The 23,883-nt window shown below is 46.9% G+C and carries 27 protein-coding genes; 5 read left to right on the top strand and 22 right to left on the bottom strand.

The genetic code is table 11. From position 1 onward, the window contains the following. Positions 1–32: 32 nt before the first annotated feature. The 3 genes from KDM89_RS03395 to KDM89_RS03385 all read right to left on the bottom strand — a co-directional run bounded on the left by KDM89_RS03395 (position 33) and on the right by KDM89_RS03385 (position 2,446). On the bottom strand, positions 33–1,226 hold the full coding sequence (locus KDM89_RS03395) for a phosphoglycerate kinase (RefSeq protein WP_212686505.1): 1,194 nt from the start codon (positions 1,224–1,226) through the stop codon (positions 33–35). Between the two features lie 181 nt (positions 1,227–1,407). Next, a complete protein-coding gene (locus KDM89_RS03390; RefSeq protein ID WP_212686504.1) occupies positions 1,408–1,752 on the bottom strand; it encodes an AzlD domain-containing protein in 345 nt (114 codons plus the stop codon). Continuing rightward, positions 1,745–2,446, bottom strand: coding sequence for an AzlC family ABC transporter permease (locus KDM89_RS03385; protein ID WP_212686503.1), 702 nt, complete (start codon positions 2,444–2,446; stop codon positions 1,745–1,747). The genes KDM89_RS03390 and KDM89_RS03385 overlap by 8 nt, the downstream gene beginning before the upstream one ends. Positions 2,447–2,691: 245 nt before the next feature. Here KDM89_RS03385 and KDM89_RS03380 point away from each other — a divergent pair, with 245 nt between their 5' ends. Genes KDM89_RS03380 through KDM89_RS03365 form a run of 4 tightly spaced genes read left to right on the top strand, consistent with a single transcriptional unit; the run spans position 2,692 to position 4,882 of the window. After that, positions 2,692–2,889 (top strand): zinc-finger domain-containing protein, encoded by a 198-nt coding sequence (locus KDM89_RS03380; RefSeq protein WP_212686502.1) that lies wholly within the window; start codon positions 2,692–2,694, stop codon positions 2,887–2,889. 7 nt (positions 2,890–2,896) lie between these two features. Beyond that, positions 2,897–3,337: a YybH family protein gene (locus tag KDM89_RS03375; RefSeq protein ID WP_329604610.1), complete on the top strand. Its 441-nt coding sequence runs from the start codon at positions 2,897–2,899 to the stop codon at positions 3,335–3,337. Next, positions 3,337–4,287, top strand: coding sequence for a YheT family hydrolase (locus KDM89_RS03370; RefSeq protein ID WP_212686501.1), 951 nt, complete (start codon positions 3,337–3,339; stop codon positions 4,285–4,287). The genes KDM89_RS03375 and KDM89_RS03370 overlap by 1 nt, the downstream gene beginning before the upstream one ends. Then, positions 4,199–4,882 (top strand): DUF2946 family protein, encoded by a 684-nt coding sequence (locus KDM89_RS03365; RefSeq protein ID WP_329604609.1) that lies wholly within the window; start codon positions 4,199–4,201, stop codon positions 4,880–4,882. The genes KDM89_RS03370 and KDM89_RS03365 overlap by 89 nt, the downstream gene beginning before the upstream one ends. 9 nt (positions 4,883–4,891) lie before the next feature. On the opposite strand, the gene KDM89_RS03360 is transcribed toward KDM89_RS03365, so the two are convergent. The 10 genes from KDM89_RS03360 to KDM89_RS03315 all read right to left on the bottom strand — a co-directional run bounded on the left by KDM89_RS03360 (position 4,892) and on the right by KDM89_RS03315 (position 14,890). Next, on the bottom strand, positions 4,892–5,899 hold the full coding sequence (locus KDM89_RS03360; protein WP_212686499.1) for an aromatic ring-hydroxylating oxygenase subunit alpha: 1,008 nt from the start codon (positions 5,897–5,899) through the stop codon (positions 4,892–4,894). After that, a complete protein-coding gene (locus KDM89_RS03355; protein WP_212686498.1) occupies positions 5,899–6,546 on the bottom strand; it encodes an acetyltransferase in 648 nt (215 codons plus the stop codon). The genes KDM89_RS03360 and KDM89_RS03355 overlap by 1 nt, the downstream gene beginning before the upstream one ends. A gap of 6 nt (positions 6,547–6,552) precedes the next feature. Next, positions 6,553–7,311 (bottom strand): SDR family NAD(P)-dependent oxidoreductase, encoded by a 759-nt coding sequence (locus KDM89_RS03350; protein ID WP_212686497.1) that lies wholly within the window; start codon positions 7,309–7,311, stop codon positions 6,553–6,555. Next, entirely contained in the window at positions 7,311–8,372 is a 1,062-nt protein-coding gene (locus tag KDM89_RS03345; protein WP_212686496.1) for a ketoacyl-ACP synthase III, read from the bottom strand. The genes KDM89_RS03350 and KDM89_RS03345 overlap by 1 nt, the downstream gene beginning before the upstream one ends. Before the next feature lies 1 nt (position 8,373). Next, positions 8,374–8,601 carry an acyl carrier protein gene (locus KDM89_RS03340; RefSeq protein ID WP_212686495.1) on the bottom strand — a complete coding sequence of 76 codons (228 nt, stop codon included), beginning with the start codon at positions 8,599–8,601 and terminating at the stop codon, positions 8,374–8,376. Positions 8,602–8,611: 10 nt separating this feature from the next. Further along, positions 8,612–9,646 (bottom strand): 3-oxoacyl-ACP synthase III family protein, encoded by a 1,035-nt coding sequence (locus KDM89_RS03335; protein ID WP_212686494.1) that lies wholly within the window; start codon positions 9,644–9,646, stop codon positions 8,612–8,614. Then, positions 9,643–10,767, bottom strand: coding sequence for a DegT/DnrJ/EryC1/StrS family aminotransferase (locus KDM89_RS03330; protein ID WP_212686493.1), 1,125 nt, complete (start codon positions 10,765–10,767; stop codon positions 9,643–9,645). The genes KDM89_RS03335 and KDM89_RS03330 overlap by 4 nt, the downstream gene beginning before the upstream one ends. Further along, complete coding sequence (locus tag KDM89_RS03325; protein WP_212686492.1) at positions 10,757–12,799, bottom strand: O-linked N-acetylglucosamine transferase, SPINDLY family protein; 2,043 nt, start codon at positions 12,797–12,799, stop codon at positions 10,757–10,759. The genes KDM89_RS03330 and KDM89_RS03325 overlap by 11 nt, the downstream gene beginning before the upstream one ends. Before the next feature lie 65 nt (positions 12,800–12,864). Continuing rightward, a complete protein-coding gene (locus tag KDM89_RS03320; RefSeq protein ID WP_212686491.1) occupies positions 12,865–13,164 on the bottom strand; it encodes a hypothetical protein in 300 nt (99 codons plus the stop codon). Between the two features lie 124 nt (positions 13,165–13,288). Continuing rightward, complete coding sequence (locus KDM89_RS03315) at positions 13,289–14,890, bottom strand: beta-barrel assembly-enhancing protease (RefSeq protein WP_230427627.1); 1,602 nt, start codon at positions 14,888–14,890, stop codon at positions 13,289–13,291. A gap of 12 nt (positions 14,891–14,902) precedes the next feature. Between KDM89_RS03315 and moaC the strand changes: the two genes are divergently transcribed. Further along, positions 14,903–15,403, top strand: coding sequence for a cyclic pyranopterin monophosphate synthase MoaC (gene moaC / locus KDM89_RS03310; RefSeq protein ID WP_212686490.1), 501 nt, complete (start codon positions 14,903–14,905; stop codon positions 15,401–15,403). Positions 15,404–15,433: 30 nt separating this feature from the next. Here moaC and KDM89_RS03305 read toward each other — a convergent pair whose 3' ends face one another. From KDM89_RS03305 to sucC, 9 genes are all read right to left on the bottom strand, one after another. Then, the gene (locus KDM89_RS03305; protein ID WP_212686489.1) at positions 15,434–17,146 is read right to left on the bottom strand and encodes a PglL family O-oligosaccharyltransferase; all 1,713 of its coding nucleotides are present in this window, start codon (positions 17,144–17,146) and stop codon (positions 15,434–15,436) included. Positions 17,147–17,155: 9 nt separating this feature from the next. Beyond that, on the bottom strand, positions 17,156–17,935 hold the full coding sequence (locus KDM89_RS03300; RefSeq protein WP_212686488.1) for a pilus assembly protein: 780 nt from the start codon (positions 17,933–17,935) through the stop codon (positions 17,156–17,158). 30 nt (positions 17,936–17,965) lie between these two features. Beyond that, entirely contained in the window at positions 17,966–18,427 is a 462-nt protein-coding gene (locus KDM89_RS22365) for a pilin (protein WP_329604607.1), read from the bottom strand. A 153-nt stretch (positions 18,428–18,580) separates the two neighbouring features. After that, the gene (locus tag KDM89_RS03290) at positions 18,581–19,042 is read right to left on the bottom strand and encodes a pilin (protein ID WP_329604606.1); all 462 of its coding nucleotides are present in this window, start codon (positions 19,040–19,042) and stop codon (positions 18,581–18,583) included. A gap of 70 nt (positions 19,043–19,112) precedes the next feature. Further along, positions 19,113–19,562 carry a pilin gene (locus tag KDM89_RS03285; RefSeq protein WP_212686487.1) on the bottom strand — a complete coding sequence of 150 codons (450 nt, stop codon included), beginning with the start codon at positions 19,560–19,562 and terminating at the stop codon, positions 19,113–19,115. A gap of 165 nt (positions 19,563–19,727) precedes the next feature. Then, positions 19,728–20,318: an FHA domain-containing protein gene (locus KDM89_RS03280; RefSeq protein WP_212686486.1), complete on the bottom strand. Its 591-nt coding sequence runs from the start codon at positions 20,316–20,318 to the stop codon at positions 19,728–19,730. A 23-nt stretch (positions 20,319–20,341) separates the two neighbouring features. Further along, positions 20,342–21,148 carry a Stp1/IreP family PP2C-type Ser/Thr phosphatase gene (locus KDM89_RS03275; RefSeq protein WP_212686485.1) on the bottom strand — a complete coding sequence of 269 codons (807 nt, stop codon included), beginning with the start codon at positions 21,146–21,148 and terminating at the stop codon, positions 20,342–20,344. A gap of 242 nt (positions 21,149–21,390) precedes the next feature. Continuing rightward, on the bottom strand, positions 21,391–22,272 hold the full coding sequence (gene sucD / locus KDM89_RS03270; RefSeq protein WP_212686484.1) for a succinate--CoA ligase subunit alpha: 882 nt from the start codon (positions 22,270–22,272) through the stop codon (positions 21,391–21,393). A gap of 18 nt (positions 22,273–22,290) precedes the next feature. Further along, on the bottom strand, positions 22,291–23,469 hold the full coding sequence (gene sucC, locus KDM89_RS03265) for an ADP-forming succinate--CoA ligase subunit beta (protein WP_268977842.1): 1,179 nt from the start codon (positions 23,467–23,469) through the stop codon (positions 22,291–22,293). Between the last annotated feature and the right edge of the window lie 414 nt (positions 23,470–23,883).

The raw sequence follows: 23,883 nt of genomic DNA, 5'->3' as shown, positions 1-23,883 counted from the left end.
CTCCTGTTGTTATGGTTTAAGTACGATGAAAATTACTGCGCTGCGCGTTGCAAAAGGACTTCAACTGCAGGCAAGGTTTTGCCTTCCAGGAACTCCAGGAAGGCGCCGCCACCGGTGGAAATGTATCCGACTTGTTCAGCGATCTTATATTTTGCGATTGCAGCGAGCGTATCACCACCACCGGCGATCGAGAATGCAGGCGACTCAGCAATTGCTGCTGCCAGTGTTTTTGTGCCGTTAGCGAACTGATCGAATTCAAATACACCAACCGGGCCGTTCCAGACGATCGTGCCGGCTTTTTTCAGTTGCTCCGCCAGTTTTGCAGCGGTCACAGGACCGATATCAAGAATCATGTCGTCTTCTGCAACGTCTGCCACTGCCTTCACGGTTGCCGTCGCGGTCGGGGAAAATTCTTTCGCACAGACAACATCTTCAGGAATCGGAACGACCGCACCACGGCTTGCCATCATATCGATAATCGCCTTTGCGTCGCTGACCAGATCCGCTTCAGCCAGGGATTTACCGATTTTCAGGCCGGATGCCAGCATAAATGTATTTGCAATGCCGCCACCAACGATCAGATGATCGACTTTGTCTGCCAGGGATTTCAGGATCGTCAGTTTTGTGGATACTTTGGAACCGGCAACAATCGCAACCAGAGGGCGTGCCGGTTGTCCCAGTGCTTTTCCGAGAGCATCCAGCTCCGCTGCCAGCAACGGACCCGCACAAGCGATTTTTGCGAATTTTGCGATGCCGTGGGTTGTCGCTTCTGCGCGATGCGCGGTACCGAAAGCGTCGTTCACATACACGTCACACAGCGCCGCCATTTTCTGCGCCAGCGCGTCGTCATTCTTTTTTTCACCTTTGTTGACGCGGCAGTTTTCCAGCAATACAACCTGACCAGGCGCAACATCAACACCCTCCAGCCAGTTCTGGCGCAACTCAACCGGTGCACCCAGTAACTCAGCAAGACGTACAGCAACCGGTGCCAGAGAATCCTCTGCTTTAAATTCACCTTCAGTCGGACGTCCGAGGTGTGAAGTCACCATCACCGCAGCGCCAGCTTTCAGTGCTTGCTGAATCGCAGGAACAGAAGCACGGATACGGGTATCTTCGGTGATATTGCCGGCGTCATCCTGAGGAACATTCAGATCTGCACGAATGAAAACACGTTTACCCTGAAGCTGATTAGCTGCGACCAGGTCGCTGAGTCGATTGAATTGCATCGTTGTCTATTGATAAGTTAGTAAAATCTGCGACCTGCAAGGGTGAGCAATATTTCAATATACCCAGGAGGTTAATAGCGCGATATTTTACCAAAGCAAACGCTGCCGCCCCAAGGGTTTCTTATGCAGATACCACTTTCCTGTGCAGCGACAACTCAGCAGCAGGAAAAAACCGTCTTTCTCAGTGCGGAAGCACACCAGCCTGCATCAGCAAGCGCAGCACTGTGAATACCAGCATACCGAACAGAATGGTCTGCAGCATATTCTTTCGCCACTGAAAAAAAACTGCCGCAACTATCCCCGCCAGCAAACGGGGATTATGCAAACTTAGCTCGGGCTGACCCTGCACAAGAATCAGATCGGGAAAAATAATCGCTGCCAGCGCGCAAGCCGGAGCATAACGCAGTGCTCCTTGCAAAGTTTCCGGCAAGCGTACGCGTGCACCCGCGAGCCAGAAGCCGCTGCGCGCAATAAAAGTCGCGAGAGTCAGCAGAATGATGGCGCTCCATATTTCAAGATCACTCACGGTTCGCTCCCTTTTTTTCCAGCATCATTGCAACCACCACACCCGCTAACACCGCACACAATAAACCCAGCTTGTAAGGCAATGCATGTAAGGTCAGACTCACAACGCCTGCGACCAGAACACCGGCGGCAGCGATACGTCCAATCATCAGCGGCAACATGACACACAAGATTGCCAGCGTTCCGGCGAATCCCAGTCCCCAGTTTTCCGGCACCTGACTGCCTGCAAGAATTCCCGCAACAGAACCAATCTGCCAGGCAGTCCAGTTGGGAAAAACAAGGGCTTTCAGATACGATAATTTGTATTTCCCGTTCTCCAGTTCAGGATATTGCTGAACAAACAAACTAACGGAAACGTCGCCGGTCAGAAAGCCCAGCCATGCCCGTGTCCGTAACGGCAAATGCGCGAAGTGCGGGGCGAGAATTGCCGAAAAAATGACAAACCTTAAATTCACCACGAGCGCTGTGGCAAAAATTACCCAGAGCGGTGCGTGCGCGGCGATCAAGGGCAAGGACGCAAGTTGTGCTGATCCGGCAAAAACCAGCAAAGTCATACCCAGCGCCTGCGGGACGGACAGCCCTGCCTTGATCATGGCAACGCCAACAACCAATCCCCAGGCTCCGATCCCGAACAAGGTGGGAGCACCGGCTTTCAGTGCATGCTGCACTGCTTCTTTTTCAGTTTGAAACGACATAGAGGAGTAGGACAGACCGGAAACCTGTCTGGAGCCTGTTTTTTACGGAAAATGCGGCAAACTGCACAGGGGCTTCTGGAAGTCCAGTTGTTCTGCGGGCGTCCGGGGTGGTCGCCGTTTTTGCCATGCGGAAAACAGCACATATTGTACCCAGATTCGCTTTTCCTTGCCGGATACTGCCGGGAAACAGTCAAATCCGCTAAAATCGCGGTTTATTGTTTCAATCTAACAATGCGGAGTTTTTTATGACCACCAATAACGCACAGGCGCCAGTCGAGCTCAAAGCAGAAGATCTGCCGGCATATTGCCCTAATCCGAACATGCCGCTCTGGTCATCACACCCGAAAGTTTTCCTGGATATGTCTCACGGTGGCAAAGCGACCTGCCCTTACTGCGGCACACAGTATCAGCTTGCGCCGGGCACCGTTATCAAAGGCCACTGATCTCCGAATGCCGATCATGCCGGATAAAAAGCAACTCAACAGTACGCCCGACGAGGCCGAAGCCGCTTTTTATGAAGCCATCAGCAAAGCGGACATTGACGCCCTGATGGCGCTGTGGGCTGATGACGAAGAGATCGTCTGCATACATCCCGGCGCACCACGCCTGATCGGCCATACTGCGATCCGCGCATCCTACGAGGCAATTTTTGAACGCGGCACGGTCAGCATACAAGCCACGCAGCTTCACTCAGTGCAGCAACTGATGAGCTCAATACACAGTGTGGTTGAGCATGTTTCCCGTCAGAATGACGACTTACCTGACATCCACATCATTGCAACGAATGTGTTTGTCAAAACCCCGCACGGCTGGCGCATCGCCATGCACCATGCTTCTGTGGCCGCAGGTAAAGCTCCGCTCGATTTATTCAAAGCAAGCGTTTTGCACTGATGTCTGAGTACCGATCACCGTTCTGGATGCCCGGCGGACATCTGCAGACCATTCTTCCAGCCCTGCTCAGTCCCCGCCCCGCTGTTGCTTTCCGCAGAGAACGCTGGCAAACACCGGATCAGGATTTTATCGATCTGGATTTTGTCGATGGGCAGGCTGGCAAGCCTGTACTGATTTTATTTCACGGCCTTGAAGGTTCGAGTAACAGTCATTACGCCCGTGCATTGATGGCGCAGGTGCAGTCGCTGGGCTGGCACGGTGTTATCCCGCATTTCCGGGGGTGCTCCGGTGAGCTGAATCTTGCGCCGCGCTTTTATCATTCCGGGGACTCTCAGGAAGTTGGCTGGATATTGCAGAAGTTACGTACACAGTTTCCTGCAGAACAGCACCGGCGTTTTTTTGTCTGCGGTGTTTCACTTGGCGGCAACGCTTTACTGCGTTATCTGGGTGAATCTGGCAGCGAAGCGAGCTACATTGATGCGGCCTGCGCAGTCTCAGCTCCGTTGAATCTCAGCGCAGGCGGCGCTGCATTGTCGCGAGGATTAAACCGGATTTATACCCGGATGTTTCTGAATACACTGAAGCCAAAATGTCTGAAGAAACTTCACCAGTATCCGGAATTATTCCCCCGCGACCGAATGCTGAGCGCACGCAATCTTTACGAATTCGACAACGTCGTTACTGCGCCGTTGCATGGCTATAAAAATACCGACGATTACTGGCATCGTGCCAGTGCCTGCCACATCCTGCCAGATATACGTGTGCGGACGCTTGTGTTAAACGCCCGCAATGATCCGTTTCTCCCCGGCATCCATTTACCGGCAGCATGCTCTGATTCCGTCACACTGGAATATCCGGATCATGGAGGACACGTCGGATTCGGCACTGGATTCCTCCCGGGTAATCTGGACTGGCTGCCACAAAAAATTCTGTCTTTTCTGGAGTCCTGACATGGATGACATCGTCAAAGCTGCCATGCTGAAATGGCCGGACGTACCTGACTGTTACGGCTGGCTGGCACTAGATGCCCGTGGACAGTGGCGAATGCGGGATGAGGCATGTCAGAGAACGGGCGGCGCCGGAGACATTATCCGTAACCCGGCATTGCAGGCCTTTATCGGACGTAATTACCAGTCTGATGAGGCGGGAAACTGGTACTTTCAGAACGGTCCACAGCGTGTATTCGTAGAACTGGAAGTGTGCCCGTGGATTTGCAGCCTGACTCCTGAAGGGATTCGTCTGCATACCGGTGCGGCACTCACCTCGATATCAGCCGTTCTGATCGATGAACAACAACGTTTTTACCTTACCGGTGAGAACAAACTGTGCCTGCTGGACGATAGGGATACTGAACTTCTGATTAACTGCATACAGGCAGAATCACCTGAAAATGCTCTCGAAGTATTGGATATTTGGCTGGAGAATCCTGCGGGGGGCTCGCTGCATGTTCGTCTTCCGGGGCAGCGAAACACACTACCCGTCCAGTTTGCCAAAACTACCGAAATGCAAGCGCAGTTCCCGTACATCCGGAAACCTGCGCCTTAATCAGTTGCCTCAATTCGGCGCTATAGCTTGCAAACTGCGACGGAAATGGGCGATTTTTTCTTCATCCTCAGACAATCGGGATAAGTCACGCCAGTCGTAGCGGGAAAAATCTATCTGACGGCAAACAGCGTGATCTTCCTCAAATACCATCCGGTTAACTTGCGCCGTTGAGTCAAAAAAATGCTGCAAGGCTGCAGCATCCAAGCCTGGGCGCAATACTCCCTTTAGTAAACGACTGTAAAACCCGGTCTGGCCGGATTCCTTCGCGGGAAAAAAGTGCTGCAACGAATAAGAATAGCCAAAAGTTGATGTCAGCATCGTAAACGGGAATATGAACATGCTCATATAACCTTGAAACTGTTCCGATAGCTGGAACAGTTTTCCGACAGTCTTCAGGCGCCGCAACATTTGTGGGTCAGCGATTTCGAAGCATGCAAGTGAGTTTGCAGCTTCATAATAGTTGACAGGATCAGACAAGTGCAAACGCCCAAGAGAGTTCGTATGAACGAATGGTGTGTGCAGCGAATCAAGGCCATTCTCAATTGCGATTTTCCAGTCACAGTTGTAAGTGTAAGCATTCCAGTCGTGACGTCCGTAAATGTCCATTGAGATTGCTGCAAGCCTGTCAAACATGCCTGCCAGTTGACTCTCCAGTGACTTAAGCGGCTTCACCGAAGCAAACAAAAAATCGCCACACCACGCGAGATTCAGCGAACCGATATGCAATCCGTTAAGCTCTTGCTCACGAAATTTGTGGCGACACGGAATATGCAACTCGCCGCCACGAAATGTCCAGCCGTGATACGGGCAACTGACAGGTCCATTACCGGAGTCATTCGAAAAGAAACGCGCTCCACGATGGGGACAAACATTATCAAATACGATCAGGTCTCCCTGATCATTGGCCACGACAACATCTTCACCCAGCCACTGTAAGCGAAGGTAGTCACCACTTTCCGGAAGCTCAGTGCGGTGACACAGCAAATGCCAGTAACTGTCACGCAAAAAACGATTCATTATTCTTCTGCCTGTTTTAAGGTACGCGCAGGCTGGGCAAAAACCGTTGCATGTGCTCTGACGCTTCGTACAACAATAGAACCCGCGCCAATCTTTGCGCAGTCTCCGATACGTACTTTGGGAAGCACAGAAGCATGAGACCCGATCAGAACTGCTTCACCAACCTGCACAAAACCTGTTAAGTCAACGTGCGCACAAATAACACTGCCGTCACCAATCACAACATCATGTCCCGCACCAGAATGCACATTAATCAGCACAAAATCACCCAGTCTGGTATTCGCCGAAACCAGTGAATACGGATAAATGACGACTCCGGCCCCCAGCTTCGCATCAGGAGCAACTATGGCGGTTGGATGAATAAAGCTAAAGAAACGGCAACCGCGTGTACTCAATTCCCGGCCCAGCTTCAGCCTTGCAGCCGGATCGCCGATGGCCAGCAACAATAAATCGCTTTCCTGCGGTTTGAAAGTAGCGATATTCCCGAGGACCGGATACGGATATCCAGGGAAAAAATCCTCACCCAAAGGCAATGTATCATCAATGACACCGCGAATCCTCACCTGACCACTCTGAATCACCGGATTCATCAAGGCGATGACTTCGCGGGCCATCCCCCCGCCACCAACGACCACAATTTGTTTCATATACCCTTACCTGACGGTATAGCCGCCATCAACTACAATCGACGTCCCTGTAATCCAGCGTCCGCCCTCACCGATTAAAAACGCAACCGTATTTGCAACATCATCAGGCACGCCAAAACCGAGCAAATGCTTGTCTTCGTATTCTTTGACAGACTCTGCACTGAGTGAGCTCACCAGTTTTTCGTGCATCGGTGTATGCACCGCACCGGCGCACAATGAATTCACTCGGATACGTCTCGGGGCAAATTCAACTGCGAGCGACCGCGTCATTCCATCAATCGCGGATTTAGCTGCGGAATATAATGCCATGCCTGCCTGACCACGAAGAGATGCCACAGAAGACATCAGGACTAATGCACCACCATCTTCTAGCACGCCACGTAAAGATACAGCCCGTGCAATAGCCATGGCAGACTGAACACTGCTAGAGAAAACATCATGAAACTGTTTTTCTTTACATAACTTTGCAGGCCTGACCATGCTGATGCCTGCACCGTGGAAAACACCCCAAAATGCACCCGAAACCTCAGCATCATTTCGGATAGCATCTGTCACAGCATCCGATCCATTCAAGTCCAGACACAGAACAGAATGACCTTCACCGTATAAATCCTTCTCCACCGAATGCAAGCGTTCAAGATCGCGTCCCGTTACGCAAATTTTTGCACCACAAGCGGAAAGCACGAGCGCAACCTGCCTGCCGATGCCGGATGATGCACCAGTCACTAATATGCGCTTCCCCGAAAGATAACCGTTGCTGAACATCACGACTTTACCTCAAGTAAATCACATACCTCCAGACCGTTCAGCGAAAGCTGAACAGCGGCCCATGAATATCCGACACCAAAACCAGCCAGCACAACATCATTCGCCGTTCGCACTTCACTTCCCAGAGATGCCAGTAGCAACGGAATTGAAGCGCTCGAAGTATTTCCAAAACGATCTATATTCATTGGAAACTGATCCGCACGCAGCGACAATTTCTTTGCAATATGCTTCAGCATAAATGCGTTTGCCTGATGAAATAAAACATATGTCAGGTCAGAAATATCCTTATCTGAAACTCTTAAGACCTGATTGATGAGCGGAGGAACACTCCGAATCGTAAAATTAAACACTTCCGCGCCATCCATGTACAAATGATCAGGTGAGGCAGCAGACAATTTTTCACCTGCTGGAAGTGCACTACGATATTGGCTTCGCGGAAATATCAGATTTTTTTCGCCTCCGCCATCTGTCCCTAATACATACCAGGATGGCGCCGCAGTTTCATCAAATTCAATTGCAGTCGCAGTTCCTGCGTCACCAAAAAGCATTGATGTAGCGCGATCTTCCGGATTGACCAGTTTGGTTGATGTGTCGCCTGCGAGTAACAGCACACGGCGAACACCTGCGCCATCAATTAATTTAGATGCAACCCATAGTCCGTACACATAACCGGAACATCCTAAATTGATATCAAACGCAGCACAATGTGCAGGTAATTGCAACCTTGCTTGTAAGGCACATGCGGTGGCCGGTAATCGATAGTCCGGTGTCTGGGATACAAATACGATTGCATCAACGGACTCGGAATCCCATTGGAGTTTTTGCAGCAATTGCCTTGCAGCTGCTTCAGCGAGATCTGCTGTTGTTTGATTTGCAGATGCAACTCTCCGGCTTTGAACACCTGTCATCCGTGAGATTTCAGCAACGGCTTTTGCACCGAACTTTTCCTCGAATACAGCATTTCCGACGACGGCATCAGGAACTGCACTGACAATCCCGCGCAAGGCGACACACTGAACATTCAGTGCCTTGCCAATATCGGTAACAGGGTTTTCCATTTTAATTACCACTTGCGACTGCAATTAAATTCTGTATATCTCCGACAGTCTGACACTTTGCCAGGGCTTGCCCATCGAGCATGACCGAATACACATCATCCACGAGTGCCATAGTTGAAACTACGGCAAGCGAATCCCAGGCAAAGTTACCCAGCAATGTGTCAGGCTGAATATTTTCAATCTCAGTTTCAAGAATTTCAGCAAGTCCTTCAATAAATTCATTTAACATTTTATTTTCCTTATATAAAAGCACGGATTTCACCTGAATGAATCACGCAACCTGCCCATGAATATCCCACGCCAAACCCGGCAAGTATGGAAGTCATACCAGGCTTTAAGCTTCCTTTGCGTATGCATTCGATCAGCGCAAGTGGAATTGTGCAGGAAACAGTATTCCCAGTGAGTTCAAGTTCAATCGCAAATTTCTCTTGTTTCACTTTCAGTTTTTTTCTGAGCGCATCCAGCAAGAACCGGTTGGCCTGATGCAAAACCACCAAATCAATCGCATCTAAATCCAACTGCGATTTTTCGAGGATGGTCTGACACAGCACGGGAACCTTCTGCAGAGTGAACTGCAGAATTTCAGGCCCATCCATATATAAATATTCAGCCGATCGATACTCTCCAGAATTATCACGAAACACCGATTTCTCTGAATATTCTTTTTTACAAGCACTGTGGTGAACAATCAGATTCTTCGCGCCATTTCCTTCTGTACCAAATGCAAATCCGTGAATACACGGTTTTTCAGATTCGACCAGCTCGACCATCACTGCTGCCCCCGCATCACCGAAAAGAGGCATAACACTACGATCACCTGGCTGTATCAATTTACTGTATGTATCAGCACACAACACAAGTACGCGCTGAACCATACCGGATTCAATCATAGAAACAGCAACAGACAAACTGTAAACAAATCCTGAACACCCCATATTGATATCAAGCGCACCACAATCGGATCTCAACGCAAGCCGCTGGTGAATAAGACAGGAAGATGAAGGAAGTAAATAATCAGGCGTCTGAGTGCAAAACAATAGAAAATCTACAGAATCCGGAGAGATTCCCGTGCCGTCAAACAATTTGACTGCAGCCTGTGTCGCGAGATCCGACGCCATCGTATTTTCTGCAGCAATACGGCGCTCAAGAATTCCGGTTTTCTCATAAATTTTCTCTGCACTCCACTCTGGAAAAATCTCTGACAATTCAATATTTGTCAGTTTTGCTTCCGGTAAAAAGCGGCTAATCGCAGTAATACCTGCATATCGTTTCATTTATTCCCACCGGTAGGATTTTGAACCAACGAAATAATTCGCTGCAGATCCTCATCATTCAGTTCCGGATAGATCGGAAGACAAAGCACTTGGCGGGCAACCTGACTAGCTACCGGAAGATTTGCCGGATCCGCTGATGGAAAATGCTGGTACATAGCAAAATTCGAAATCAGCGGAAAAAAATATCTGCGCGCGAAAATACCGTTTTCACGTAGCAACGCATACAAAGCATCCCGCGAAATCGGATAAGCATCATTGATCAGCACAGGAAAATAGGCGTAATTGGATGCTGCATCTTTAAACACTGCCATACAGTTAACACCCTCAACCCGGTGCAGCGCTTCCCGATAGCGAGTATCAATTATTCTGCGGCGGGACAATGCATCATCAAGATAACTCAGCTGATGCAATCCGATTGCGGCCTGCATCTCATTCATCTTGCCGTTAATACCAGCTTCTACAACCGTTACTTCATCGACGAAGCCAAAATTTTTTAAATGATCAATATGACGCTTCATTTCAGGCGTACGACAAACGATAGCGCCGCCTTCGAGGGTATTAAACACTTTGGTCGCATGAAAGCTCAGTACAGAGATATCACCCTCAGCAAACAAATTTCCCGAATTTCGCTTTACGCCAAAAGCATGCGCAGCATCATAAATCACGCTTAACTTGTACTTATCTGCAATCTTCTGAATAGCTTCAGTATCACAGGGAACACCATAGCAATGAACGGGCATAATTGCCGTTGTATGTTCGGTGATTGCGCGCTCAATCGCATCAGGATCAAGATTCAGTGTAACTGGATTTATATCTGCAAATACCGGACGTATATTATTCCAGAGCAGCGAGTGTGAGGTTGCAACAAACGAATAAGGAGTAGTCACAACTTCACCACTCACCTTCAACGCTTGCAAAGCCGTAACTAATGCGATAGTTGCATTGCAAAAAAGGCTCACGTATTCGACTTCAAGATATTCGGCAAGTGCCTTTTCCAGCGCCTGATGATACGGACCACTGTTTGTCAACACCCGGCTATCCCAGATTTCTCTGAAATCCGGCATTAATTCATCCAAAGGTGGCAGGTACGGACGGGTCACATACACTGGATCATGACTCATCTTTCACTTCCTTATCAGATTTGTCCTGTATCGTACAAAACTTAGTACCATCCCATTGAACAGAAAAATGTTCAGGTGTCTGTTCATTGGTCCATCGCTCCATCATGTATACAAATGCATGCTTAAGTGAGGCGGCAACAATATCCGGACGACAAAATAAGGATTCTTCAAACTTAGAGCGTAATGTCTTTCTGAGCTCAGATAACCAATCTAACCTGGTTGAAAGTACTACAGCCTTACGAATAAATTCCTCGTGACTGGAAGCATAAAATTCATCGCCTAATCCGACATGGCGCATATTTGCATATGATTGCCGTCCCGGCGCAGTAGTACCTACAAGAGTCAGCGTCGGTACGCCCATCCAAAGCGCGTGATTTGTTGTGGTGCCGCCCGTATAGGGAAAGGTGTCGAGACAAACATCTACACGTTGATGCAGTTCAAGATATTTGCCCATATCCATACGATGATGAAATTCGATACGATCAGCACTGATTCCTGATGATTTAAACAGCTCTGCAAATTTGCTCGTATCCATTTTTTCCGGCAGACCAGCCAGAATAAGTCTGCTTCCCGGAATCGCTTTTAAAACTTCTGCCCAAAGCATCAGCACATGGTCGGACAATTTTTCGATCCGGTTAAAACTACCGAACGTCAATATTCCGCCTCCTTTCGCTGGCAGATCTTTGACAGGATCAGCATAAGGAACTGGAGAAAAAGTCGTCGTAATCGGAAGTCTGGCAAATTTTTCCGTAAATTGTTTTTTTAGACTGTCATCAACAAAGAATGGATCACAGAGAAAGTAATCCATTGAGTGCATACCAGTAGTACCCGGATACCCAAGCCAGCTGATCTGAACCGGCGCAGGACGACGCGCAAATACTGGTAACCTGTGCCCGCTGGTATGACCAGACAAATCGACAAGCACATCAATCTCATCGGATTCAATCTTAGTCGCGAATTCCTCATCGCTAATCGACACAACATCAAACCAACGACGATACTTCTCACGTAGCCGCTGGTTCACTTCATCTGCTACGACGTTATTGTAGTAAATAAAAACTTCAATATCCTGATCTGCTTGCAACTGATCAAGCAATGGCTCCAGAAACTGCATAACAGCATGCCGGAAAAAGTCGGCGCTGACGAAACCAATTCTCATGACGCGACCAGAAGCTGGTTGTCGTAACGCCCTTTTCCAAGTATCCGAAAACGGAGACTCCATTTGCAATCCGAGTCGACGATGAGCATCAAATAACTCAACGGGACTAACCTTTTCGCTGTGGGCCATACAAAACAACAATAAAGTTGCCATCATGGCGCTGTGTGGATTACGGTGTAAATATCCGCGACATATATCCATCGCTTTGTTCAGCAGACCCAACTCACGATAAACGACTGCCAAATTCCCGTAAGCTTCAAGAAACTCATTATCTCGCTCAAGAATTAACTCATATTCAGCAACCGCAGCCTCTCTGTCTCCCAGCTCTCTTAAAGCCAGCGCAATATTACAGCGAACGTTGTGATAATCGGGAATCAACTCTAACGCTTTTCTGTAACTGATAATGGCAGCATCTTTACGACCAGTATCGCTTTGCACATTTCCAAGACCGACATATGCATCTGCAAAATCAGGCTTGTGGCGAATCGCTTCCAGATAGCTGATCTCAGCATCAGATTTCTGATTGAGCATATCCCGTACATTTCCCAGATTAAAATGGGCTGCCGCATATGCTGGATCAAGGCGAACGGCGCGTTTGTATTGCTCGCTCGCAGCATTCAGATTTCCCTGATGCAGAAAGCTATTACCTAAATTCAATGCCACCTTCTGGAACTCTGGCGCAAGCCTGTCAGCCTGCAAATAACACTCAAAGGCACCGGCGAAATCACCTGCCGATTCTTTGTCGTGCCCACTCGCAATCAACAACTCTGCTTGATGTATTTTTACTGCCAAAAGGCTTCCGTTACTTGTGTCTGACTCATCTTTCGACTCAGCATGCTGGCGTGCAATCAGAACCTCCAGTCGACGATTCATCAACTTTTGCAGCTTGGCGCTGAATCTTGCAATAATTGACATATTTAGGCGATATATGTGGGTATTTAGAGGCCGCGAACCAACCAGGCTGTCAGCTCATCAACATGAGATCTTTCTAATCCAGCTTCCAGCAGGCGCCATTTAAAAGCATTGCAAAGTTGTGCTTTCTTATAGATGTTTAACTTCTCTTTTTCTTTAAAAGATACAACCCTGTTGACCACCTGAACCAGAACTTCCTTTTGTTTTTTATCATTCTGCTTTAGGGAACGTTTGACCTGATCAAATTTCATTCCGCTTAAATAGTAGTCGGCAAGCGCCGCACCAAAATTCTTGGACTCTTTTGCATTAAACCAACCAAATATCATATAAACACTCTCTAACCTGATCGAATCAGGGCTTCAACAACAAATGCGACAGAAGGAAATGAATTGCTCGGTACTGAAAAAGCAAAGATAGTGCCAGAATAAAGAATTCCATCAAGACATTACGCTATTGCGACAACTGTTTCGACTGTTTCTTCTCTGCGGCTAGTTCTTCTTTATGCACTTCTTTCCACTCACGCTCTTTAGCATCAATGACTGACATATCATAATAACCTGCGTCTTTTTGCTGTCTTGCAATCTCAAGTTGATGGATTGCAGCGCTCCATGCCCCTTGCACAGCAGCCTCATCTGCCAATGCGATATGTTGCAATGATTGCTTTCCTAACTGAGCATAGGTTTTTGCCAACAATTTGTGCAATTTCGGCTCAGTACGATAAAGTGAAATCTGATCCCGAAGAAAACTTTCTGCTCGTCCAGCTGCCCCCTTACCCATTAATGCTTCCGCATAGATATATGCAATGCCACGTGACAATGGCAACTCTGTCATCGCGCGCTCCGCTCTTTGAATAACATCTTCGTAGGACTTTGCAGCAAATTTTATTTCAAGCTCCAGGCATGCAAACATACAACTCGCCCTGGCCTGAAGTGAAAGCAAATCATTTCCTTGTACGATATCCAAAGATGTCTTGTGATATTGAAGTGCTTCAGAGTACCTACCTTGCTTCATTGCAACAAATGCCAGTCCATAATTTGCCATCACAAGATCTTCAATGCGCCCTGTGCGCTTCACTTGCTCAAACCATGCGCGCGCATCAATAAGACCTTGTGTCCCAGGGTCCTGTAAAACCTTGATTCTCGCCTTCGCCAACAGGAAATCGAGGCCGTCCGGGACCTGTTTATACCGCTGATCCGCAACACGCCCTTGAATATCGGCAATTCGTTCACTGGTAAGTGGATGACTTCTCAGAAATGCGGGCGCGTTATCCGAATAATTTCGCATCGAGCTTTGAAGACGTCCGAAAAAACTCACCATTCCGTTAGTATCAAATCCCGCATCTCGTAGAATTAAAAAACCAATTCTGTCAGCCTCCCGCTCAGCATCGCGGGAAAAGTTAAGTTGTTTCTGAATAGCCAACCCTTGTCCACCACTAGCAACTGCGATCGCTGCATCCGGACTGCTTCTGGCAGCAAGGATGGCCAGCGCCAATGCTGCAATCGGAATAAATGCGTCATATTTTTGAGCTGCCAGCATTCGAGCAATATGCCGTTGTGCGACATGTCCGATCTCATGCCCCATAACAGAAGCAAGCTCAGACTCAGACTGGGCGGACAAGATAAGCCCAGAGTGAAACCCAATAAATCCACCGGGAAATGCAAATGCATTCAGCACCGGATCGCGAACCGCAAAAAAGTCGAAATTAAAATTAGCTTCACCTCTGGCATCAGGCCTAGCCTCAAGCATCTTATTACCCAACCGGTTCAGATACTCCGATACCGCCCAGTCATCAATGTAATCGGGATCACGGCGCACAATATACATAATTTGCTCGCCAAGACGCCTCTCCATTAAAGGTGAAAGCTCTTCACGTGCGGTATCACCGAGCACAGGTAAATTTTGAGCAACCGCATCTTCGCATATCGACGCCGGAACAACCCCAATGAGCCAAGCCAGCCCCAGACTTAACAATCCCCGTTTCCAGATCAAGAATTTATCACCCGAGCTGGTAACAAAAAAATTCTGCCGATATACTCCGGACATGACTTTCATACTCCCGATACGATGAATAAAACTCAAACGAACCACAATGAACTCACGCATTTCGACCAAGCTGGCCAAGCGCATATGGTAGACGTGGGTAACAAAGATGTCACCCACAGGATCGCAAAGGCTCGCGGGCTAATCCGTATGTTACCGGAAACGCTGGCGTTAATTCTCAGTGGAGACCACAAGAAAGGTGATGTGATCGGTATTGCCCGAATTGCAGCCATTATGGCAACGAAACGCACGTCAGAGCTAATCCCGTTGTGCCACCCACTTGCCCTGACAAAAGTCGCGGTTGATTTTGAAACGAGTCAGGACACATCAACCATCAGTTGCGAAGCTCGTGTAGAAACGTTCGGAAAAACCGGTGTTGAGATAGAAGCGTTAATGGCGGTACAAGTTGGCTTGCTGACAATTTACGACATGTGCAAAGCTGTAGACAAAGGCATGACAATCGCCGAAGTGAAGCTTCTCGAAAAATCGGGCGGCAAATCCGGCACTTGGCGTGTAACTGAATAGTTCTAACTGGGTCAATAGTGTTTGGAATAGCTACAGTGCGCTTCGCCCCGGAATTTTTGCCACAACCTTTGCATATTTCGGGTCTGACAGTCCCTTCGCATACCAATAATCGTAATATTCGGCGTAACGTTCTGGATGCAATTTTTGCAACGTAACCATATCTCTAACCGCTGCGTCCTCCATGCCATTTAATGCATGTACTTCAGCAAGCTTGTTAAGGATGTGAACAAATCCGAACCGCAGGCTCCAGCGTTCAAGAAACCGAATATCCGACGGAGTCATACTTTCCGTCGGCTCAATTCTCATCATCTCAAAATATCGATAAAAATAAGGCAATACTGTTAAAGTTGGTTGCTCAACTATGGATGGTGCCTTTAGCCTTTCAGAGCCCACATTTCTTAGCTGATTAAAACCAGCAACTACATTGCTGTGATCATTAACCAAAAACACAGAACAAATAATAACGACTAAAGATACTGCAATTCCTGAAACTCTACTGATCTTAAATTCACTGCATTGCCAAATGTTGCTATGCGCAGCTCCCATCAACACAGTTACCGGTATCAGAACATATGCATACCAAAGTGGGAACTCAACCATACTATGTACGCCAACGGCCATCAGGCAAGCAAATACAAACATGAGTCCGTCAGATTTTTTCGCTTCAACAAAGACCTTTAAACTCCAATATCCAAGGGTGCCCAGGATCATACATGTTGGTATTAACCCTAACTCGGCAACAAATTGAAAAACAATATTATGCGCGTGCTCTGAATACGTCGTCGCAGGGAACTGACTGGCAATCATTACCTGATGCTCACCGAACTGTCCCCATCCCACCCCCAGAAACGGATGCTCCCTCAACATTGCCAAAGCATGTAAATATAATCCGAGTCGCTCCGACCTCCCGCCAATCCGTGCAACAACACCACTCGCATTTTCCTGACTGAAGTACGAAAGCAAAACAGGTAGTCCGAACACACAGAAGAAATAAAACATCAAAATGAATATTGCACTCAACCGTGCGGCTTTCCTATCAAGATTAGAAAATACAAAGAATAGAAAAAACATTACGGGAAGAATGATCCAGCCAATTCGAGACTGGGTCAGTGCAATACCGAACACGAGGAACATAGCAATAAGGAATGCGCTTGCGCCTGAAAACTTCTTACTTTGAAATAAATACCAGGTTCCGCTCAAACCGAAGGCAATCCAAAGTGCAAGTTGGTTCGGTTGACCTAAATTTGCATATGGCCGGATATTCCAGCCTGAGACCGGCATTGCCATCATCCACGGAGAGAATCGAATACCAGCGATCTGCGTAATTTGAATACCAACCGAACAAAATGCCGATATAACGAAGGCATAACTGATAATACGAGCGAAAAAGCTGAACTCTTGGTCACTTGATGAGATGGTTGCCCCGAACCCAAAGGCAAACGGCAAGGCGAGAAAGTAAAGTGCTGGAAGAACCAAATCCCAGCCGAAGATTCCATCAATAAAAACACACTGGATAGTTAACAATCCAGTCAGTGCAATTGGCAAAAGGGACAAGCCAGTCCACTTCCATCTCTTCAACCCCGAAAACAACAATAAAAGAAATGCACCGAATAATGCATAGAATGCTACAAAATCATTCCAAAAACTTCTCAAAGGATGAATATGAAATGGAATCAACACAGAAAGTGCTGCACCAAGAGAGAAAGCGACTACAGCACTTCGTGAGATAAAATGGCTTTTCATTGCAACTGCTTAAGATTTTGCTGCAAGGTCGAAAAAACCATCTTTGGGAACAAAAGCCATTGGAAGAAGAGTACTGGCAGACAAGACTACCACCCAGTCTCCGGTTCTGGTGATGACAGGTATAAAGATCAATTGCTTCGAATCATGCCCGAGTAAACCTGGTAATTCGCGTACTTTTGTATCCGATGGATATTTTTTGATAAGCACATCGTAAGGACGTGCAACCTTCCTCAATTGCATATCAGCCTTTAAATATGGTTGCCAGAATTTGGGCTGTACACCGACATCCGCACCTGCAAGACCTTTCTCAACAGCCGCAGACTTTTCACGATCATCCTTAAAATCCCGAACGGACAATAACACCGGACCGGACAGAGACAAATACGGAATCTCGCTTGCCGCATCCTGCGGCTCAGACTGATCAACCTGAATAAAACTAACTACCCTGAATCTGGACTGTTCGAAAACGAGGGCCACAGGTCTTGCAAGATACACAGTATGAACACCATAAACCAATCCGCTCACTTGCAACATGCAAATAATAAACAAATCGCGAATCAGTTCTGTACGTGGCTTAGAAATGTTGAATGCCACAAACGTCAGTAGAGGTCCCAAAACGACATCTACGCTAATAATTAGAAACAACAGGTGATTTCCACCGGCTATTTCACTGTACTGCCCGGGAAACCAGAAATATAAGATCAATATCGCACAAGATGATGCAACAACAACCGATGCAATCAAATGAATCAATGCCGCCTTGAGCCTGATGTATGTCTCACTTTTCATGTTTAACTTCTGTATTTCAAGTTACTGACATTACTGACAAGCAACCGGACGATATTTTTTGTCGACAGTTCCGCCACGGCAATCCCAAGTATTGCCACCATCTGCAGTCGACATTTGTATGGTTTTTCCAGTTGCCTGGCCAGCATTCATTGTGGCAGTCATTGTGCCAGATGGATAACTTCCTGTCATCGGAGAATTTACGGTACTGTATTTACCGTTAATCGTGGCAATAATTTCAGTTTGTGCAGGTGTTGAACTCGACAGTACAAATGCTGTAGGCCAGGCATTACGCTGAGCGGCAAACTCCGATGTTGTCTCCTTCATTCCACTAAGCAAATTCACCGCCTCAATCACCTGAGTCCTTGTCACATAATCATTATATGCTGGCAACGCAATAGCTGACAAAATGCCAATAATTGCCACGACAATCATTAACTCGATCAACGTAAAGCCTGACTGAACAATTTGATTGAATCGTCTGTTATTTTCCATAGCAATTTTCCGGAAAAGAAATGATGACTCCTGAAATGGAATCAGTAAATGTGTTGATCTCTAGCATATTTTGTTCCATCTAAAGAGAATTTCCCTGAAAACAAATAAAAAAGCCACAACCTTCGTTGTGGCTTTTTTCACATTGGCTAAAAATTACTTACATGCAACAGGACGATATTTGTTAGCAACAGTACCGCCGGTACAGGTCCAGGTATTTCCACCATCAGCTGTTGCCAGCGTAACAGTACTACCATTTGCCTGACCGGAAGTCATCGTCGCGGTTAACGTGCCAGAAGGAAATGTCCCAGCAACGGAGTTAGAAACTGTCGAATACTTGCCGACTAACGTTGCGGTTAACTGAGTAGCTGTTGGTGTGCCAGTGGACGCCACCAAACCTGTAGGCCAGGCATTCTTTTGATATCCATACTCAGCGAGGGGTCCTTTTAAACCACCCATCAATTCGATACCTTCAGAAACTTGGGCACGTGTTGTGTAATCATTATACGCAGGCAATGCGACGGCCGCCAGAATTCCGATAATCGCAACAACAATCATTAATTCGATTAAAGTAAAACCTTGCTGCAATTGCAAAGAACGCTTATTTAATTTACTCACTGAAAATCCCCCCGGAAAAAACAGATAAATAAAAGGCGCCGCAAAGGGCGCCTTTTAAATTCAAAACAAATTATTTACATGCAACTGGGCGATATTTATTTGCAACTGTACCACCAGTACAAGTCCAAGTATTGCCGCCGTCAGCTGTTGCCAGAGTTACTGTACTACCATTGGCCTGGCCGGAAGTCATAGTTGCTGTCAGTGTGCCGGAAGGGAAAGTACCAGCGACAGAGGCACCAATTGATGAATATTTACCAGTCAGCGTTGCTGTCAACTCTGTTGCTCCCGGAGTACCGGTAGAAGGGATCAAAGCTGTTGGCCATGCATTTTTTTGATATCCGTATTCAGCGAGTGGGCCTTTCAATCCACCCATCAATTCGATACCTTCTGAAACTTGGGCACGAGTTGTGTAGTCGTTATACGCAGGCAATGCAACTGCAGCCAAAATACCGATAATCGCAACAACGATCATCAGCTCGATCAAGGTAAAACCTTGTTGTACTTTTTTTGCAACTTTCATATTTGCTCTCCAAAAAATGTAGAAAGAGGATTCCCCCCAGACATTTAAGAGAGCAACTCTTATGCCAGCTATGCAAAATGCATATTTTTGCTCAAGTCTCTTTTATTGACATTTGATGTCACAAATTAATGCCATTTTTTGTCAATTAACTTGCCTGAATTTGGCTCAAGAGAGAAAAAATTGCATCTGTACACCCAACATTTCAATAATGTCACCACCTTTTAGCAAAACAGGCTCAGAACCAACTAAAACTCCATTTAACTTTGGAGCATCGCGACCTTCCACGTGTCGCAAAAAAAACTGATCCGTCTGTTTTGAAATTGCCATTACCAAAGTTGCTGGTGAGCCAATCGTCGTTAATGGTTTTGTGAGCGCAAGCTCCTTACCGGCATTTGGTCCGTTAAGCACCTTTATTTTACCTGTTAGAGCATTATGAGCAGTTACCGGTATATTGTGCGCCTGAGCAGAAGCATCCTGCTGAAATCTCAACTTATATTTTCCAATGTCAATTACGTCACCATGTTGCAACAAGTGCTTTTTAACTGGCTGATTATTGACCATCGTTCCATTTGTACTACCTAAATCCAATACGAAAGATCCACTACTGGTAGTATCAATCGCCGCATGCTGTCCGCTAACCGTCAAATGATCAATCACCAGATCATTCCCAGGACGACGCCCAACTGTAACTCTGGATTTGGTAATGCCGTACTCTTGCTGCACCAACCCGTTAAATGTGACGATAATTTTCGCCATAGCACTCTCTGAAAACGTTCAATTTATCGTTTAAAAATACGCCGAACCCATGATCTTTCCGGCAAAGGTTCCGCTTTAAACAGAACGACAGAAATGTTGTCGGCCCCTCCAGCAGCATTTGCCTTGGCAATTAATGTGGAAGAACATCGATCCAGATCATCTTGGTTTTTGATGAAAATTCGTTCAATTTCATCATGATTGAGCATATCGGTCAATCCGTCAGAACAGACTAAAAACAGGTCGTGCTCATGTGCGCCATGCAAATGCAGCTCAGCTTCCAAATCCGGTTGAGTCCCGACGGCTCGTGTAATCAAATTCTTTACTGCTGAAAATCTTGCCTGTTCTTCACTAATGTATCCGGCATCAATCTGATCCTGCAAAACTGAATGATCATGCGTCAACCTCGTTAGCCTCCCCTGCCTGAATACATATGCGCGAGAATCCCCTACATGCGCTACCAGTATTTTTTCTTCAAATAAGCATGTGGCAACAATTGTCGTCCCCATCCCCGAACATTCCGGATTTAATAGTGATGATTCGAGAATCTGACGATTTGCCTCGGATATTGCCTCACTCATCCAACGCTGCAATGGCTTAGCACGAATACCAACATGTCGCAGCCAAAGCGTATCCAGTTTTTCACAAAGAAAATCTGCAACAATCTGTGTTGCCATCGCACTTGCGATTTCACCGGCATTGTAGCCCCCCATCCCGTCAGCAAGCACAACGCAGCCATATTCAGCACAAACAATGATTGCATCTTCATTGTGCTCTCTGACTTGCCCGGTATCGGACCGCGCTGAAAATTCAAGGATTTGTCGGTGACTCATTGAATGGAGTGAAAATAGAAACTTGCTTATGATTAGCTAAACCGGAAAAAGTTTCCAAAATTCAACATTATCTCTCTTTGAAATAGCTTAACACTAAGAGAGTTGCTTTGCACTCCGCTTGATCTGAAAGTTGCCCGCAAGCCTCACGCAGCCAATACAATCCATGTCAACACGACCGATTTTTAATATTTGTAAAAAAAAACGGCTTCCAAATGGAAGCCGTTTTTCTGAAATTACAGCTATTACAACATTGCTTTCAACAAACGCGCCATTTCTGACGGGTTTTTAGTAGTGCGAATACCGCAAGCTTCCATAATTTCCAACTTAGCTTGCGCAGTATCTGCTCCACCGGAAATCAGTGCACCTGCATGGCCCATACGTTTTCCCGGAGGTGCTGTTACACCTGCGATGAAACCAACAACTGGTTTTTTCATGTTTTCTTTGATCCAGTAAGCAGCATTTGCCTCGTCCGGACCACCAATTTCACCAATCATGATCACTGCATCAGTATCCGGATCATCATTGAACATTTGCATTACGTCAATGTGCTTCAGTCCGTTGATCGGATCTCCGCCGATACCAACAGCAGAAGACTGACCCAGACCCAAAGCTGTCAACTGACCGACTGCCTCATATGTCAGTGTACCTGAACGTGAAACAACACCGATACGGCCTTTTTTATGAATATGGCCAGGCATGATACCGATTTTGATTTCATCAGGAGTGATCAGACCTGGGCAGTTAGGGCCGAGCAGCTTGGTTTTGCTGCCGGCTTTTGCCATACGGTCCTTCAGCATCATCATATCGCGGACCGGAATGCCTTCTGTAATACAGATAGCCAGATCCAGCTCAGCTTCAACTGCTTCCCAAATTGCGGCTGCAGCACCTGCTGGCGGAACATAAATAACGGAAACAGTCGCGCCAGTTTCTGCCTTAGCGTCTTTTACAGTCGCATAAATCGGAATGCCCTCGAAATCTTCACCAGCTTTCTTAGGATTAACACCTGCTACGAAACACTCTTTGCCGTTTGCATAGTCACGGCACATGCGGGTATGGAACTGACCAGTTTTACCAGTGATACCTTGGGTAATAACTTTTGTATCTTTATTAATCAGGATGGACATGTTATTTCCTTGCAAATATTAAGCTTTAGCCGCTGCGACAACTTTTTGTGCAGCTTCTTCCATCGTGTCTGCAGAAATAATCGGCAAGCCGGAATCAGCCAGCATTTTCTTACCGATATCTTCGTTTGTACCTTTCATGCGTACGACCAGAGGTACTTGCAACGAAACTGCCTTCGATGCAGCGATCACGCCTTCTGCGATCACGTCACAACGCATAATGCCACCAAAAATATTGACCAGAATAGCTTTCAGGCCTGGGTTTTTCAGCATAATTTTGAAAGCTTCGGTCACTTTCTCAGTTGTGGCACCACCACCAACGTCCAGGAAGTTTGCAGGCTCACCACCAAACAATTTAATTGTGTCCATTGTTGCCATCGCCAGACCAGCACCATTTACCAGACAGCCGATATCACCGTCGAGGGAGATATAAGCCAGGTCGAATTTTGATGCTTCGATTTCGGCAGGATCTTCTTCATCTAGGTCACGATAAGCAACGATTTCCTGTTGACGGAAGAGCGAGTTTGCATCGAAGTTAAATTTTGCATCCAGCGCGATTACCTTACCAGAGCCTGTCAGAATCATAGGATTAATTTCCGCCAGAGAGGCGTCAGTTTCCATGAATGCTTTGTACAAGCCGTGCAATTGGGTGCGCATATCTTCAACAGATGCGTCCGGAACGCCGATTTTACGTGCGATATCGTCGGCTTCCTCATCTTTCAGGCCGACACCCGGATCAATCGCGATAGAGTGAATCAGTTCAGGATGTTTTTCAGCAACTTCTTCAATATCCATACCGCCTTCAGACGAAGCCATCAGGACAACGCGCTGGCTAATACGGTCAGTCACCATAGAAATGTACAATTCTTTTTTGATGTCTGCGCCTTCTTCGATCAGAAGACGACGCACTTTCTGACCTTCCGGACCAGTCTGGTGGGTCACCAGTTGCATACCCATGATTGCGTCAGCGTATTCACGAACTTGCTCGATAGACTTCGCAACTTTAACACCGCCACCTTTACCACGGCCGCCGGCGTGGATCTGTGCCTTGACGACCCATACCGGTCCGCCCAGGGTTTCTGCAGCCTTTACTGCTTCATCAACGGACAAGCATGGGATACCGCGCGGTACAGTCACTCCGAATTTACGGAGGATTTCTTTACCCTGATACTCATGGATTTTCATACGACTTCCCTTCAGACACTGAGGTATAAATAGTTAATAACAAACAAACTTATTGAGCACTACAATTCCCGACTTGATCAGAAACTGATAATGACGGAATGATCAGCAACAGCAGTCCAGCATTTATTGATGTTCCCGGATCACGCGTTCCCCTGATTTACCGGCTGCATTATAGACTGTTGATTCGATAAATTGAAAATCGTCAGTACATGCAAGCGGTATTCGTTCAGAACTGGTTGTTTGGGTATTATGCAGAATTGAAAATGGATTGAGCTGCGAGGGAAGAAGACAGTTAACTTCACTTTTCTGAAAATGAAAAGCAAAACAACTGTCAGAACGCGCATCCTGAAAGCACGCACTTTTCTCATGCGAAAAACCTGACCTGCGCAATGTAAAACATAAGCGCCGGTAGCGGAAGTGAGCAGAAAT

Source organism: Cognatundibacterium luofuense, assembly GCF_018139685.1.
In the GTDB taxonomy this organism is placed as follows: domain Bacteria; phylum Pseudomonadota; class Gammaproteobacteria; order Burkholderiales; family Burkholderiaceae_D; genus Undibacterium; species Undibacterium luofuense.
This window is presented reverse-complemented; position numbering and strand designations above follow the sequence as displayed.